The sequence below is a fragment of the Lentimicrobium saccharophilum genome (assembly GCF_001192835.1).
Lineage (GTDB): Bacteria > Bacteroidota > Bacteroidia > Bacteroidales > Lentimicrobiaceae > Lentimicrobium > Lentimicrobium saccharophilum.
On the sequence record NZ_DF968182.1, the window covers coordinates 3,012,467 to 3,028,782 of the forward strand.

A 16,316-nucleotide genomic window follows, 5' to 3' on the forward strand; every position below is an offset into this window, starting at 1 on the left:
CATCACCGCTATCCATTTTATTCGTAATTTTGCCTCCTTCTGCCAGCCGGCTAATGGCGGGTTTGTATTGTGTTTGCTGATCCATATTTTTCCTGAATCATCGGTTCGGTGAACGTTGTTCCACGTGAAACAAATCTGAATGTTTAAAGAATATGATATAATTGTGGTGGGTGCCGGCCATGCCGGGAGCGAGGCGGCGGCAGCGGCAGCCAACCTCGGCTCGTCGGTTTTGCTGATCACCATGAATATGGCGGCCATAGCCCAGATGTCGTGCAATCCTGCCATGGGAGGTATTGCCAAGGGGCAGATCGTGCGTGAAATCGATGCCCTGGGAGGATATTCGGGCATCGTTACCGATCATACCATGATACAATACCGCATGCTCAACAAATCGAAAGGTCCGGCCATGTGGAGCCCCAGGGCACAGAGCGACCGCGTTCAGTTTTCCATCAAATGGCGGCAGATGCTTGAGCAAACCCCCAACCTTGACTTCTGGCAGGATACCGTTATCGCAATTACTACCGCCGATGGCAGGGTCAACGGCGTAAAAACCGCGATGGGCCAAACCATCAAAGCCCGTGCAGTAATTCTCACCAACGGGACTTTTCTCAACGGCATCATTCACATCGGCAGCAAACAATTCGGAGGCGGAAGAATGGGTGACCGTGCATCGACCGGTATTACCGAAAACCTGACTGATCTGGGATTTGAATCTGCGCGTCTGAAAACCGGCACTCCGGTCAGGGTGGATGGCAGAACCATTGACTTCAGCAAACTCGAAGAACAAAAAGGCGATGATACACCCGGCCGTTTTTCCTTTACCAATACCCCTAAACTGCTTCGCCAGCGGAGCTGTTACCTTGCTTACACAGATACCCGTGTGCATGATACGCTCAGGACGGGATTCGATGAATCTCCGATGTATGCCGGAAGAATTGCCGGCAGGGGACCCCGCTACTGTCCGTCAATTGAAGATAAAATAGACCGCTTCAGCGACAAGAACAGACACCAGCTTTTTGTTGAACCTGAAGGCTGGGACACAGTGGAGTATTACATCAACGGTTTTTCGTCGAGCCTTCCCGATCATGTGCAATATAAAGCCCTGACTCAGATTCCCGGATTTGAACAGGCAAAGATTTTCAGGCCCGGATATGCCATAGAGTATGATTATTTTCCGCCTTATCAGCTTCATTACACACTGGAAACGCGCCTGGTTGAAAATCTCTATTTCGCCGGCCAGATCAATGGCACAACCGGTTATGAGGAGGCTGCCGCCCAGGGATTGATGGCGGGGATCAATGCCCATTTGAAATTACAGGAAAAACCGCCATTCATCCTTCAGCGTTCAGAGGCGTATATCGGGGTGCTGATTGATGATCTGATCACCAAAGGCATTGACGAGCCTTACCGGATGTTCACATCCAGGGCCGAATACCGCATTTTGCTGAGGCAGGATAATGCAGATCTGCGGCTAACCGGCATTTCCTATAAATTAGGACTTGCTAGCCGGGAACGATTCGACCGTGTTGAAATGAAACGTAAAGCGGTTGCCGGATCAATGGCAGTCCTGGCAAAAGAAAGTGTAACGCCCGATCAGGTTAACCACATTCTGGAGCAGGCAGGAACAGCGCCCATTTCACAAAAAGTGAAGCTCGACACCATACTTCTCCGCCCTCAGATCAGCCTGAACCAATTGATTTCCGGCTTACCTTTCCTCAAAGATCACTTTGATCATTTCGGAGATCTGGCCGAAGAGCTGATTGAAGAAACAGAAATACTGGTTAAATATCAGGGATATATTGAAAAGGAACAGGAGCTTGCCCAGCGCCTTTCAAAATTTGAAAATATGCCCCTGAAACCCGATTTTGACTATTCCGCACTTTCTTCCCTCTCATTCGAGGCCCGGGAAAAGCTAAGCAAAATCCGGCCAGCAACCATCGGACAGGCATCCAGAATAAACGGAGTTTCTCCGGCCGACATTTCGGTTCTCGTTGTATTTTTAAGCAAATAGTCAACCAACCCTCTTAACATGTTTCACGTGAAACAATCCCCGATTTCAGTTCCAGAGAATTGCTTATTATGTGATAATAAGGAACTTATAAAACATCATGAACTGCAAGACTACTTTCTCACCCGGGAGTCATTCAGCATCTACAGATGCCCGGCATGCGACCTGATGTTCACCTGGCCCAGGCCGGCAGCCCATGAATTATCTGCTTACTATAAATCGAAGGAATATATTTCTCATTCCAATAAAAAATCTGATCTTCAAAGCCGCATTTATCAGTTAATACGCAACCATACTCTCAGACAAAAAATAAGATTGATCCGCCAATTTTCCAGAGGCAACCAAATTCTGGACATTGGATGCGCCACGGGAGAGTTCCTGAATCAGTGCAAGAAAAAAGGCTATACTGCCACCGGGGTTGAACCAGACGAGCAGGCCAGGGGATACGCCTCCGGGGTTCACGGACTGAATGTGTCGGATACCGGCAACCTGAACAGTATGTCTCCTTCAACCTTTGATGTAATCACCCTGTGGCATGTACTCGAACATGTCGGAGACCTCAATGAGAGAATGGAGCAAATCTACCGCTTGCTTAAACCGGAGGGCTATGCATTTATTGCTTTGCCCAATCCCCGCTCTTATGACGCATCTTACTACGGCAAATACTGGGCTGCCTGGGATGTGCCCCGGCATCTCTTTCATTTTAACCGGAGCTCCGTAAAATATCTGGCCCGAAAACACCGGTTTGAAATTGCAGATATCCGGCCCATGCTTTTTGACTCTTACTATATTTCACTATTAAGTGAAAAATATATGAACCATTCTCTATATTTTGTCCGGGCCGCTTACCGCGGATTTATCTCAAATTTTATGGCCGGTATGGGGAATAACGAATACTCAAGCCTGATTTATATTTTAAGAAAGCCCGGAGTTAAAATAAAGGCCGCTGACGCAACTTAACCCTTCTTTAGTATATTTACCCTCGGAAACAGAAATCGTCCCGTATATGGCCTGATTTTTGCTTGCACTTATTTATTTGATTTTCTGGTATTTATAAAATTTTCGCCATGAAGAATGGTTTAACCCGGAAAATTCCGTTCTGGCTTTTCCCCTTACTTTCACTTTTAAGTATCCTGATCGCTTTGCTGGCTGTTCACTTTTCGGACAGAAGCAGAAGTCCGGAATTACTGGTGAAGCATTTCAATGAAGCACTGAATGAAAATTTCAACAAAGCAGAAGGAATCCTGAAAACTTTTCCGCTTGAAGAGTCCGTTCCGGAAAAAGCGCTTCTTGATTCCGTGGCCGGTGAACTTCCTGAAGGTTTCAGCCTTTACCTGTTCAGGGATATGGCACCGGTATATTGGTCGGATAACGATTTTCTATTCGATCAGATCGATCATGACGCCCTCCCCAACAGGCGCATTCTGAAATTTACCAACGGTCATTATCAGGTGCTCAGCAGAAGCTCCGGCCCGAATAAGCTACTGATCGCTAACCTTATCAAACATGAATATCCTTATGAGAATGACTACCTTCAATCGGCTTTTGGCTCCTCGTATAACCTTCCTGCATCATGGATCATAACGGGTGAAGTCACCCCTTATCCGGTTATTACCGGAGAAGGAGAGACCCTCCTCTATATTCAGCCCTCCCCGGCAGAACGATTGACAAATGCATCAGGCATGATGATATACAGCCTGTACCTGTTTGCCTTTGTCTGCCTTATCCTTGGACTCTATCACCTATACCTGAGATTTGCTCCTTTCGAAAACAAGCGTATACTTATTTTTCTTTTCATCGCTGACGTTGCCATCCTGCGTGCAATACTCCAGTACTTCCGAATTCCTTCAATTCTGGATGAAACGGAACTTTTCAACGCCGTTTATTATGCCTCGTCACGCATATTTCCTTCCCTTGGTGATCTTCTTACAACTGTAACCGGAATGTTTGTTACATCTGTGTTGTTTTACAAATACTATCAGAAAATCTCAAAGCCTGAAAATCAGACAAAACCCGGCACACCTTACCTCATCCTGGCTCTTGCATTCACCATAGCCCTGTTCTTCGTTTCCTGCTACCTGATTGAAACCATATGGGTAAATTCCACCCTTCAGCTTGATTTCAGCAAAATACTTGAATTTACCGTGTTCAGTTTTACCGGATTTCTGATCATCGCCCTGATCCTGGTTTCCTTTTTCCTTATCAGTTTTCCGCTGCTCAGGGATACTTATGCGTACAGCGGAAACAGGTTTATCATGATTACTTCTGTGCTGATTACCATTTTATTCTCACAGGTTTCCTCCATGCTTGACCTGTATTCCCCTGACTGGAAAATTTTTATTCTTCTGCTGATCTACCTTCTATTGCTGATGCGGATATATTCCGGCAGATTAAAACACCCCTCAGTGGTATCTTACTTCTCTGTTATTCTGGTCCTTACTTCTATATCCTCATACAGCTATTACCACAACAGAAAAATCAAGGAAAACAGCCAACGTAAGCTTATGGCTGTCAGGTTATCATCAGACAGGGATAAAATAGCAGAATATCTGTTTACTGACCTTGAGAAAAAAATGGCGGCCGATACCCTTCTCAGGCGTAAAATCAATGAATCATGGTATTCTCCTGCCCGTGAGCCCGCGTGCACCGACTACATCCTTCAGACATATTTCAGAGGTTTCTGGACAAAATACAATTCCCAGGTTACCCTCTGCTTTCCGGAAAAAACACTGATTATAAAACCTTCGAACCTTATCATCAACTGCAATGAATACTTCGAAGGCATTATATCCCAGCTGGGCGAAAGGACTGCTTCGGCTAACTTTTATTATATCAGGGAATCGTATGACGAAGGTAACTATATTGCCAAAGTGCCCATCAGGCAATCTGACAGGGAACCGGCCAGGATATCTGTGGTGATTGAGCTGATAAAAAAATACGCACCTAAAGGACTGGGTTATCCCGAACTGCTTCTGGACCGCTCACAGACCGGTATTGCAGAAACAGGCAATTACTCCTGGGCAATCTATTCAAGAAATGAACTGGTGAAAAATGTGGGTGAATATTCGTACAGCATTTATGAGTCAGCCTATCAGAACAACCGGGAAGATTTCCGGTTCTTTGAAAAGAACGGGTATACTCATCTTTATCATGTGATTGATGATGACAGTTCAATCATTATCAGCAAAAAAGCAGACGGATTGCTCGATATACTGGCTCCTTTCACCTATCAGATTACCTTTCATGTATTCCTTGTTCTTATCATATTCGGTATACTATGGCTTTTCAGAAAAGGGAAAAAGAGAAACCTTGATCTGAGCACCCGTCTCCAGATTATGCTGATTATGCTCATTCTTTTTGCATCTACCCTGATCGGTTTCACGATTCTTGAAAACATCAAAAGCCTGAATGCAAAGAAAAACAGGGATATGCTGAGCGAAAAGGCCCATTCGGTGCTGATTGAACTGGAACATAAACTGGCTGCGATGGATTTGCTGGAAAAGTCTCAGCAACCCTATCTTGAGGAGCTGCTCTCCAAGTTTTCGCAGGTGTTCTTCAGCGATATTAATCTTTACAATGTTGACGGATCGCTGCTTGCATCCTCCAGGTCGCAGATTTTCGAAGAAGGACTGAAGTCGATGCAGATGAATTCCGATGCTTACAAACAACTCGCGATCAACAAACGGACCATGTTCATTACGAATGAGCAGATAGGAAATTACAATTATCTTTCTGCCTACCTCCCTTTCCGAAACGACATGAATAAACTGACTGCCTACATCAATCTTCCCTATTTTGCCAGGCAGCAGGAGTTGCGTCAGGAAATTTCAACATTTCTGGTTGCATTCATCAATATTTACGTTATTCTCACGGCCATAGCAGTGGTTATTTCGCTGTTGGTAGGCAGTTACCTGACACGGCCGTTGCAATTGATCAGGGAAAGGTTCAGCAGTCTGAACCTGGGAAAGAGGAATGAAAAAATAGATTACAACAGGCAGGATGAATTGGGTGATCTGATCAATGAATACAACAACATGGTTGAAAAACTTACAGAGAGTGCTGAAAAGCTGGCCCGTTCGGAACGCGAGAGTGCGTGGCGGGAGATGGCCAGACAGGTAGCCCATGAAATCAAAAATCCGCTTACCCCGATGAAATTAAGCATACAGCATCTTATAAAATCGTGGCAAGAGCAGGCCCCGGACTGGAACAAGCGATTTGAAAGGACCAGCCATACCCTCATTCAACAGATAGATTCCCTTTCATCCATTGCAACGGCTTTTTCGGATTTTGCAAAGCTGCCCCAGGCAAACAACAAAAAGGTTGAACTGATCGAGATAATCCGCTCAACCATGGCTTTGTTCACCGAACATCCGGAAACAGATATCATACTGACCTTACCGGATAAGCCCTGTTATGTATTTGCCGATGAAAAACAGCTATCGAGGGTTTTCATCAACCTGCTGAATAATTCAGTTCAGGCCATTCCTTCCGGAAAGAGAGGGATTATCAATATAATTCTTGAAAATCAGGAGGACAAGCATATTGTCAGTATCAGAGACAATGGAACAGGCATCAGCGAAGAACAGAAATCCAGGATTTTTTCGCCTAACTTTACCACCAAATCGGCAGGAATGGGACTGGGGCTGGCTATGGTGAAAAATATCATCAATTCAACCGGGGGTGATATCAGTTTTACTTCTGAGGACGGCCTTGGAACCACATTTATTATTGAACTTCCTGCGCTGAAAAACTAATTTAAAAGGGGACGCCTTTGAATCCATTCAGGAAACTTGCAGGGCAGACTGCCATCTACGGACTTCCTACCATTGTGGGCCGCCTGCTGAACTATCTGCTTGTCCCGCTTTATACCCGGGCTTTTATTCCAGCCGAATACGGTGTTGTTACCGAGGTTTATGCCTATGTTGCCTTTCTGTTTGTATTGCTCACGTACGGCATGGAAACAGCATTTTTCCGTTTTGCCTCGCGCGAGGAGCAGAATAATACTGTATTTGCTACAGCCATGGCATCTCTGGGGGTCACTTCCGCGCTTTTCTCGGTTGCCGGACTGCTGTTTGCCCCTGAAATTTCGGCCCGTATGGGCTACGGCAACCATCCTGAATACATCAGATGGTTTATCCTGATACTCGCTACAGATGCATTGAGTACCATACCATACGCTAAGCTCAGGCTTGAAAACAGGCCGTTGCGATTTGCCCTGATCAAAATCGTCAACATCGGGGCGAATATCAGCTTCAATCTCTTTTTTATTCTTCTGTGCCCGTACCTGCTTTCAAAACACCCTGATACGGCCATTTCCGGCCTGATCAGCCGTATTTACAATCCGGAAACCGGCATAGGTTATATTTTTATATCAAACCTGATTGCCAGCCTGCTTACCTTTGCGCTGCTGCTTCCGGATATTCTGCATAAAAGCATGAAGCCCGACCCGGCATTGTTAAAGAAGATGCTTTCTTATTCCTGGCCCCTCCTGATTTTTGGCATGGCGGGGATCGTGAATGAAACCTTCGACCGGGTTATTCTGAAACACCTTCTGCCGGGTACTACCACCGAAGCCATGGCGCAATTGGGAATCTACGGGGCCTGTTATAAAGTTTCCATTCTGATGACGTTGTTTATCCAGACTTACAGATACGCTGCCGAACCATTCTTCTTTGATCAGGCCAAAGGTCAGCATCCGCAGGACACCTACGCCAGGATGATGCATTACTTTTTGATCGTTTGCCTTTTTATATTCCTTTCGATCATGTTGTTTCTGGACATCGTGATGCTCTTTGTGGGTGAAGCTTACAGGGAGGGCGCCCCGGTAGTACCCGTATTACTCCTTGCCAATCTTTTTCTCGGCATCTTTTACAACCTGAGCATCTGGTTTAAACTGACCGATAAAACCACCTACGGAGCGATTATATCAGTGATCGGAGCCGTCATCACATTGCTGCTGAATTATGTGCTGATTCCCAAGTTCGGTTATATGGGTGCCGCATGGGCGACCTTTGCATGCTATGCTTCAATGATGGTAATTTCATATTTCCTTGGCCGGAAGTACTATCCCGTAAAATATAACCTTGCGGGAGCGGCAATCTATACCATCATAGCCCTGCTGCTCTATGGGTCATCACTGCTGATTCTGACCGATGATCTGCTGGTCAGGTATGGCAGCAGCGCCGTTTTGCTGCTCTTCTTTATTGTCTTCGTTGCATACAGGGAAAGTAAAGTGTTTCGCCGGGTGATTCACAAAGCCTGATGTTCAGAACCTCAGAATGATTAATTTTGTGCACACCAACACCATGGTGAAAACTAATCCGTTTAGCTGTAATGAAAATCAGAATAGTCAACCACTCAGCCCACCCGCTGCCGGCATACGAAACCTTGGCATCTGCAGGTATGGACCTAAGGGCAAACAATGAAGAACCGGTCGTACTGGCTTCGCTTGAGCGCGCCATGATTCCGACGGGGCTTTATATTGAACTTCCGGATGGTTATGAAGCCCAGATTCGTCCGCGCAGCGGATTAGCCGCTAAATATGGCATCACCATCCTGAATTCGCCCGGCACCATCGATGCCGATTATCGCGGTGAAATCAGGATTATTCTGGTAAACCTTTCCAGGGAACCTTTCACCATAAACCGGGGGGAGCGCATTGCACAAATGATTGTCAGCCGCCACGAGCAGGCTGAATGGGTTGAGGTTGAAGAACTGAACCATACCGAAAGGGGGGCGGGAGGCTTCGGACATACCGGATTACACTGAGGTTACCGTTGCTCATTGCAGATTAACAGGAAATAATTACAACATGCATTATTACAGGATTATAGCGCTGATATTGATTTCGTTCCTTTCTTTCCGGCTGAATGCCCAGGAATTGCCTGAAGGAGGCGAAGATTCCATCAGTAAGGAAGATGCCCGACTTTACAGGGAACAGCAGAAGGCAAGAAATCTCTTTTTTGAAGCCAACAAAGCCAAGCTCACCGGCAACGCTGAAAGAGCGCTGGAGTTGTTTAACGAATGTGTTAATCAGGATCCTTTGAATGATGCCGCCTGGTACGAACTGGCACAGCTCTATTTTCAGAAAAATAATCCTGAAAAATCCATCGAATCTGCCCGTAAGGCTTATGAAATATCTCCCGATAATACCTGGTACAGCCTGACTTTAGCCAGTCTGTATGCAAACAATAACCAGCCTGAACAAGCCGGGCTGATTTATGAGAAACTTCTGCTTTCAGACCCTCAGAATACTGAGTATGCAATAGAACTGGCAAATATATGGCTTCAACTGAACAAGCCGGCCGAAGCCATAAAGATATACGACCAGCTTGAATCGCGCCTGGGAATAAATGAAGACCTGTCGATGCGGAAGCACCGCATCTACCTTGCAACCGGAAAATCGAAAAAGGCCCTGGAAGAACTTGAAAAACTTGCCGAAGCAAACGCCTGGGACAGCCGTATCCTTTCGATGCTGGCTGAATATTACCTGCTTCAGGGAAAGAGTGATGAAGCGCTGGCTACCTATAAAAAAATTCAGCTTGTAGATCCTGACAATGCCTATATCAACATATCCCTTGCCGACTATTACCGTCAACAGGGAGATCTGGAAAAGGCCACAGAATCGCTGAAGGCTGGTTTCGCCAATCCTTATTTGGATGCCGATACCAAAATTCAGGTCATGATGTCCTATTATTCACAGGTTAAAGATTACGATGGCATTGAGGATGATGTGCTTGAGCTTTCAGAAATTCTGGCGGAAATCCACCCCAACGACCCCCGCGCGCTAATGCTCAGGGGAGAAATGCTGATGATGTCAGATGAATACGGGGAAGCCAGGGAAATGTTCAGAAAAGTGAATCAGCTGGATCCGGGAAAATACCAGGTTTGGGAAAATCTGCTGCGCACCAATGCAATTCTTGAAGATTACGGTCAACTGGCCCTGGAAAGCCTACAGGCATCAGAACTGTTCCCCATGCAGCCAATGCCATATTATTTCAACGGTTTTTCAAACTATATGCTGAAGAATTATGAAATGGCTGTGCAGTCGCTTACCAACGGGGTTAAACTGGTCGCCGGAGATAACAGGTTGATCTCGGATTTTTACAGTATGATCGGTGACGCCCACCATGCACTGGGAAATCATGCGGAATCATTCTCGGCATATGAATCATCGCTTAAAGCCAACAGCGAGAATGCCCTGGTACTGAACAACTACGCCTATTACCTTTCGCTCAGGAAAGAAAACCTTGAGAAAGCAAAGGAAATGTCGGAAAAAGCCAACCGGCTTGTTCCGGGAAATGCATCATACCTGGATACCTATGCATGGGTATTGTACCAGATTGGTGATTACAATTCCGCATTGATATATGCAGAACAGGCCCTGAAGGCGGATGGATCTGCAAGCGCCGTGGTTATGGAGCATTATGGCGACATACTGTTCCGTCTTGGTCGTAATAATAAAGCCATAGACGCCTGGGAAAAGGCCAGGGCTGCCGGCGAGGGTTCCGCCCTTCTTGAACAAAAACTGAAAGACGGAAAATTATATGAATAGGCAAATCAGGGGAGCAATAATAAAAATTTTACTGTCAGGCATAGTGCTGCTGATCGCGGGCTCATGTTCATCAACCAAACGCTTGATAAGGGAGCCTTTAAAGGAACAAGGTGCCGAATACCTGTTTGATAACCTGAAACAGAATGAGTTGAAATACAATTACTTTTCGGCCAGGTTTTCTGCCGGTTTCCGGCAGAATAAGAACAGCAATTCCTTCAGCGGACAAATCAGAATACAAAAAGACAGCCTGATCTGGATATCCATTTCACCGGCATTGGGCATTGAAATGGCCCGTGTGCTTATTTCGAACGATTCGGTGAAATATATGAACCGCATTGAAAATACATACTTCATCAGTGATTTCAATTACATCAATTCCCTGATCAACAGCACCCTCGATTTTGATATGCTCCAGGCTTTTCTGACCGGAAACGACTTTTCATTTTATGAAAATTCTTCTTTCAAAGCTTCCATTGATAACCGGGAATACAAACTGGTGACCACCGAACGCAGAAAACTCAAGAAATATCTGAGGCACAACCAGAATATAAGTATTCCCCTGCAGAACATCTGGCTCAATCCCGATAACTTCAAAATCACCAGGGTATTGGTCAAAGAAGTGAACCAGAGCGGCAGAAAGCTGGAAGGCCGTTACGAATACCAGATGACGGAAGGTCAGTTGGTTCCTTCTCACCTGAATTTCCAGCTCGAAACCGCTGAGAATAAAAATGCGGTTGAAATTGAGGTAGATTATTCAAAAGTCAATACAGGCGAGACGCTTCAGTTCCCATTCAGGATACCTGAAAAATATAACCGTGTTAATAAATTCTAAACATAACTTCAATGAACCTGCCTTTTAGCTGTGCGCCCCGTAAATATGTGAATGCATTCATTCTGTCCGTTATGCTGATCTTAACAGCGGGCGTGAATGAATTACAGGCCCAGGACAAAAAGAGCCAGCTTCAGCAGCAAAAGGCAAAAATTGAAGAGGAAATCAGTTACACAAACAGGTTGCTTGATGAAACCAAGAAAAGCAAGCAAACGTCGGTAAATCAACTGGTTTTGTTAAATAAGCAAATCAGCAGGAGGCAGGAGCTGATCAATGCCATCAGCGGTGAAATCAGAAATCTTGACAACCAGATTAATCAGACCAACGACACCATCAGGCACCTGACCAAAACCATCGAACGTTTGAAAAAGGAATATGCATCCCTGATATACTATGCCAATAAAAACCGGAATGCATACTCCCGCCTTATGTTTATTTTTTCTGCCCGTGATTTTAACCAGGCTTATCAACGATTAAAATATTTCCAGCAGTATGCCGGTTACAGGCAAAACCAGGTAAGGGTAATCAGACAGAACCAGGAGGAATTAAATAAAAAACTTCTGCTGCTTGAACAACAGAAGCAAAGCAAACTGGAGTTGAAGCGGATGGAAGAAGGCGAACAGCAGAAGCTGGCAAAAGAGAAAAATCAACAGGATCAAACGGTAAAAAACCTGACCAGGAAAGAAAAAGAGCTGCTGAAAAAGTTGCGCGAAAGCGAGAGGGCAGCCCGCAGGTTGCAAAAGGCCATTGAAGACCTGATTGCCGAAGAGATCAGGAAAGCCAATGAAGCCGCAAAAAAGGCCGGTACCAAACCGGCACCGGAGAACAAATTTGCCCTCACACCGGCCGAGCTGGAGCTTTCATCAAATTTTTCCGGCAATAAGGGACGTCTTCCGTGGCCGACTGAAAAAGGAGTGATTTCTGCTTCCTTTGGTGAGCACCCGCATCCCGTACTAAAGGGCATAAAAACGAAGAATAACGGCATCGACATTGCCACAGAAAGAGGGGGAAAAGCCAGGGCTGTATTTGAAGGGGTGGTAACATCTACTATGACCCTTCCAACCTACAATAATGTAGTGATTGTAAAACACGGTGAATTTCTTACTGTATATTCCAACCTGGATCAGCTGTTTGTTAAAAAAGGCGATAAAGTAAAAACCAAACAGGAAATAGGGGTGATCAATACGGATGAAACAGGGAAAACCCGCCTCCATTTCGAGCTATGGCACGGCAAGAACCTGCAGAATCCCGAGGGATGGATTGTAAGGTCACGATAAACCCGGATTAAGCATTTGACAATGCTTAAACGATTAAGTACATGTAATCAGCACAATCAGCATTGCACTGACAACCAATAATCCGGGTTAAACATTTAAACATAGTTCACCTACAGATCAAGTTAATCATTAACTTTGTAGTAGTATTTAACTGCACCAACATGATGACACAGGTTTTACTGGGCGTAATCGGTCCCTGGCAGGTAGTAATTATTCTGGCAATTGTTCTTCTGTTATTCGGCGGAAAGAAAATTCCCGAACTGATGAAAGGGCTTGGAAAGGGAATTAAAGAGTTTAAAGACGGGATGTCGGGAGAGGACGCTGAGGAGAATAAAAAGAAGGACGAAAAATAGGGTTCACCCAACCGGTACCAATGAAAATAAAAGCCCGTAAATCAGTGATTTACAGGCTTCCTTGTGGAGCGTAGGGGAGTCGAACCCCTGACCTTTAGACTGCCAGTCTAACGCTCTAGCCAACTGAGCTAACGCCCCGGAGATCAGGCTTCATTGCTGAAACGGGATGCAAATTTAGAATATTTTCCTGAAAACAAAGAAATATTTTTCAATTCTTTTCCATCTTTGCAAAGTCAATTCGCGTTACGATGGAAACCAAACGACTTTTCGCAGCAATCAGGATTGAACCGGATGAAGCTTTCTCCGACATTTACCATAATCTCCGGCAGGTCCTTGGTTTTCATATCATTAAATGGGTCGAACTTCATAACATTCATGTAACCCTCCGCTTTTTCGGGGAAACCCCTGATACCGAAATACCGGTTATAACAGAAGCACTGCAGAAAGCTACCCGCGAAATTCCTCCTTTTAACCTTGAACTCGCCAAAACCGGCATCTTCGGCAGCTATTACAATCCCCGTGTTATTTGGTTTGGCATTACCGAAAATCCGGTTCTCACAAAACTCATTTCCAATCTCAATCTTTCTCTTGAAGAGGCCGGATTTATCAGTGACCGGCAAAATTTTGTCCCTCACCTCACTGTCGGCAGAATCAGGGAGATCAGGGACAAAAATCATTTTCAGGAAATCATTGCCCACTTCAGGGACGTGAAATTCCGGGTACAGCGGATAGAGGGTTTTGAACTTTACGAGAGCGTACTGAAAAAAGAGGGGCCTGAATATACCATTTTACAGGAATTCAGGTTCGGGTAATCATCCGAAATTTTCTCCCGCGGTACCGGTACTTTCCTGCTTTTGTTTGTTGTTTCTTTTGGTAATACTCACTTCAAGCATATAATCAATGATGAGGGCAATACCACCAAAGAGTGAAACCAATGAAAAATATGCGGCCTCCCGCTCCATCGCCCCGACTGAAACAAGAATATTTGCCAGGAGCAAACCAAGACCGATACCGGTAAAGAGCAGGCCGTATTTGAGTGAGGAAAAACCGGTTTTGTCCGATTCGAACGATCTTGGATCCAATCCACGGTCGAGCAGGGCCATCCGCTCCCTTTTGCGGATAAACAAGTAAATCACGCCATAGATGGTGGCAAAAACTGTGGCGGGTATCAGAAAGTCATTCATGGCTTAAATGTTTTTGGGTTCGTTGCCAGTTTGACGCAGAATGAATTTGCCGGTTACAGAACCTTGAATAAATCACATGATGAATTGCCAATGAAATGAAATTGTAAAATTTCCTGTCCGTTTGTAACCCCGTCACCTGCCTGACGTCTAAAACACAACGATGAACCAGAACGACGATATAAAAATTATCGGCAGCATACTTGAAGGCAATACTGCAAACTATTCAGTATTGGTTGACAGGTATAAGGACATGGTGTTTTCGTTGATTCTGAAGGTCATCAGAAACAGGGAAGAGGCCGAGGAAGCCGCCCAGGATACTTTTCTCAAGGCATTCCACGCCCTCCCGGGTTTTAAATATGAAGCCCGGTTCAGTACCTGGCTTTTCAGGATTGCATATAATACCGCTGTTTCCAGAACAAGGAAAAAAAGTATTATCACGCAGGCTATTGATGAGCGCATGGTTGAAAACTACAGCACGGACGAGGTAAGGGAGAACGCCGGAATGCTTGACGAACAACAAAAGATTGAACTCATGAATGCCGCGCTGAAAACGCTTCAGAAAGATGAACTGATGCTGATTAACCTGTTTTATCAGCATCAGCAGAGTGTGGAAGAGATCGGAATAATTACCGGACTTTCGGTTTCAAATGTAAAAGTCAAACTTCACCGCATCAGAAAAAAACTTTATGCAGCTATGGCTGAGCGGATGCAGTTAAAAATTGCGTGATAGCATTTATCACAGGTTGATTAAATTTGCAGATTATGACAAACGATAAATTCAGTGAAACGGAAAATGACAGGTTCCTGACACAGCTGATGGCCAATCTGCCGCTTGAAAAGGCTCCTGAAGGTTTCACAAGCGGAATTATGCAGCAGATTCAGTCAGGAATTGAGCCCCTTACCGACACACCGGAATACCGCAGGCAAATGCTATGGGGGTATCTTTCTTTGTTTGCGGCTTTGGTAATAGTTGTAATCATGTTGTTCGCCCAGTGGCCATTTATGAAAATCAATCTTTTCTCAGATACCGACCAGTTGCGGAACCTGCTGAATGCTTCACTGGGAATTCTTGAAGGTTTCAACAGCATCGTTTCATACCTGAAAAATTCTTCAACCATGATCATTATCTTCCTTTCCGTGGGTTTGTTGCTTTTGTTTGAACGACTTATCAGAAACGGATTTCAACAGAAACGTTCCTTTCTTTTCTAAACGAGGTCTCCATGATTCCACCGGCCATCCGGGAGGCAGTTGAGAACTGGTTGGGTAAAGTCCATCCCGGCCACCGTAAAATAACCTCGGTTTCGCCCGTTTCCGGCGGATCCATCAACCGGGCATTCAGTATACGCACAACATCGGCCGTATATTTTATCAAATTCAACGATGCCGCCCGTTATCCGGGCATGTTTGAAGCGGAAAGCAAGGGACTGGAAATAATCCGTAATACTGCCTGTATTAAAGTTCCGGAAGTATTCCTGTGCACGCAGGCCGGTAAATTTTCCTTTCTGCTGATGGAAGATGAGGCTGGCGGTGGAAACCAGCCAGACTTCTGGGAAGATTTCGGGCGCCGGCTGGCCTGCCTGCACCGGGTAAATGCAGGCTACTTTGGCCTGGATCATGATAATTACATAGGTTCCCTCATCCAGCAAAATACGCCCTGTGATCAATGGGCGGGTTTTCTGGCAGAACAACGCCTTCAGCCAATGGTAACTATGGCCCGGAGATCAGGATTACTCAACGGCCAGGATTGTAATTCTTTCGACAAGCTTTTTCTGAAACTTAAAGACCTGATACCGGCAGAACCACCCTCTTTGCTGCACGGAGACCTCTGGAACGGAAATTTTATATGGAGCAAAGATGGTCATGTTTGTCTGATAGATCCGGCTGTTTATCATGGACACAGGGAAATTGACATCGCCATGACCAGGCTTTTCGGAGGATTTGATTCCCGCTTTTATGCTGCATACAACGAGTCATTCCCGCTTGCATACGGCTGGGAAGAACGGATATCGCTGAATCAGCTCTATCCGCTGCTGGTGCATGTAAATCTTTTCGGAGGAGGATACGTTTCAGGTGTTAGGCAGGTACTCAGGCAATATCTCTGAATTCTTTAC

General features: G+C 45.3%; 14 protein-coding genes and 1 tRNA gene. 13 read left to right on the plus strand and 2 right to left on the minus strand.

Features of this window, described 5'->3' with window-relative positions:
- Positions 1 to 139 precede the first annotated feature (139 nt).
- From mnmG to TBC1_RS11660, 9 genes are all read left to right on the plus strand, one after another.
- Entirely contained in the window at positions 140 to 2,011 is a 1,872-nt protein-coding gene (mnmG, locus tag TBC1_RS11620) for a tRNA uridine-5-carboxymethylaminomethyl(34) synthesis enzyme MnmG (protein ID WP_062042473.1), read from the plus strand.
- A 165-nt stretch (positions 2,012 to 2,176) separates the two neighbouring features.
- Positions 2,177 to 2,968 (plus strand): class I SAM-dependent methyltransferase, encoded by a 792-nt coding sequence (locus TBC1_RS11625; RefSeq protein WP_262490427.1) that lies wholly within the window; start codon positions 2,177 to 2,179, stop codon positions 2,966 to 2,968.
- A gap of 107 nt (positions 2,969 to 3,075) precedes the next feature.
- Positions 3,076 to 6,762, plus strand: coding sequence for a sensor histidine kinase (locus TBC1_RS11630; RefSeq protein WP_062042479.1), 3,687 nt, complete (start codon positions 3,076 to 3,078; stop codon positions 6,760 to 6,762).
- Positions 6,763 to 6,779: 17 nt separating this feature from the next.
- Positions 6,780 to 8,270: a lipopolysaccharide biosynthesis protein gene (locus TBC1_RS11635; protein ID WP_062042482.1), complete on the plus strand. Its 1,491-nt coding sequence runs from the start codon at positions 6,780 to 6,782 to the stop codon at positions 8,268 to 8,270.
- Positions 8,271 to 8,341: 71 nt separating this feature from the next.
- Entirely contained in the window at positions 8,342 to 8,776 is a 435-nt protein-coding gene (gene dut, locus TBC1_RS11640) for a dUTP diphosphatase (RefSeq protein ID WP_062042485.1), read from the plus strand.
- A gap of 43 nt (positions 8,777 to 8,819) precedes the next feature.
- Positions 8,820 to 10,562: a tetratricopeptide repeat protein gene (locus tag TBC1_RS11645; protein WP_062042487.1), complete on the plus strand. Its 1,743-nt coding sequence runs from the start codon at positions 8,820 to 8,822 to the stop codon at positions 10,560 to 10,562.
- Positions 10,555 to 11,394: a DUF4292 domain-containing protein gene (locus TBC1_RS11650; RefSeq protein WP_062042490.1), complete on the plus strand. Its 840-nt coding sequence runs from the start codon at positions 10,555 to 10,557 to the stop codon at positions 11,392 to 11,394. The genes TBC1_RS11645 and TBC1_RS11650 overlap by 8 nt, the downstream gene beginning before the upstream one ends.
- A gap of 11 nt (positions 11,395 to 11,405) precedes the next feature.
- Positions 11,406 to 12,668, plus strand: a complete 1,263-nt coding sequence (locus tag TBC1_RS11655) for a murein hydrolase activator EnvC family protein (RefSeq protein WP_062042493.1) — start codon at positions 11,406 to 11,408, stop codon at positions 12,666 to 12,668.
- Between the two features lie 161 nt (positions 12,669 to 12,829).
- On the plus strand, positions 12,830 to 13,021 hold the full coding sequence (locus TBC1_RS11660; protein WP_201781662.1) for a Sec-independent protein translocase subunit TatA/TatB: 192 nt from the start codon (positions 12,830 to 12,832) through the stop codon (positions 13,019 to 13,021).
- A gap of 64 nt (positions 13,022 to 13,085) precedes the next feature.
- On the opposite strand, the gene TBC1_RS11665 is transcribed toward TBC1_RS11660, so the two are convergent.
- Positions 13,086 to 13,159: transfer RNA gene (locus TBC1_RS11665), tRNA-Ala, on the minus strand.
- 110 nt (positions 13,160 to 13,269) lie between these two features.
- Here TBC1_RS11665 and thpR point away from each other — a divergent pair.
- Complete coding sequence (gene thpR / locus TBC1_RS11670) at positions 13,270 to 13,833, plus strand: RNA 2',3'-cyclic phosphodiesterase (RefSeq protein WP_062042496.1); 564 nt, start codon at positions 13,270 to 13,272, stop codon at positions 13,831 to 13,833.
- Here thpR and TBC1_RS11675 read toward each other — a convergent pair whose 3' ends face one another.
- Positions 13,834 to 14,205, minus strand: a complete 372-nt coding sequence (locus tag TBC1_RS11675) for a DUF6249 domain-containing protein (protein WP_062042499.1) — start codon at positions 14,203 to 14,205, stop codon at positions 13,834 to 13,836. It abuts the gene before it with no gap.
- A gap of 160 nt (positions 14,206 to 14,365) precedes the next feature.
- On the opposite strand from TBC1_RS11675, the gene TBC1_RS11680 reads away from it, so the two are divergent.
- From TBC1_RS11680 to TBC1_RS11690, 3 genes are read left to right on the plus strand one after another with little or no spacing between them, the layout of a single operon-like run.
- Positions 14,366 to 14,932 (plus strand): RNA polymerase sigma factor, encoded by a 567-nt coding sequence (locus TBC1_RS11680; protein WP_062042502.1) that lies wholly within the window; start codon positions 14,366 to 14,368, stop codon positions 14,930 to 14,932.
- 35 nt (positions 14,933 to 14,967) lie between these two features.
- Entirely contained in the window at positions 14,968 to 15,414 is a 447-nt protein-coding gene (locus TBC1_RS11685; RefSeq protein ID WP_062042505.1) for a hypothetical protein, read from the plus strand.
- An 11-nt stretch (positions 15,415 to 15,425) separates the two neighbouring features.
- The gene (locus tag TBC1_RS11690; protein WP_062042508.1) at positions 15,426 to 16,307 is read left to right on the plus strand and encodes a fructosamine kinase family protein; all 882 of its coding nucleotides are present in this window, start codon (positions 15,426 to 15,428) and stop codon (positions 16,305 to 16,307) included.
- Positions 16,308 to 16,316: the final 9 nt, after the last annotated feature.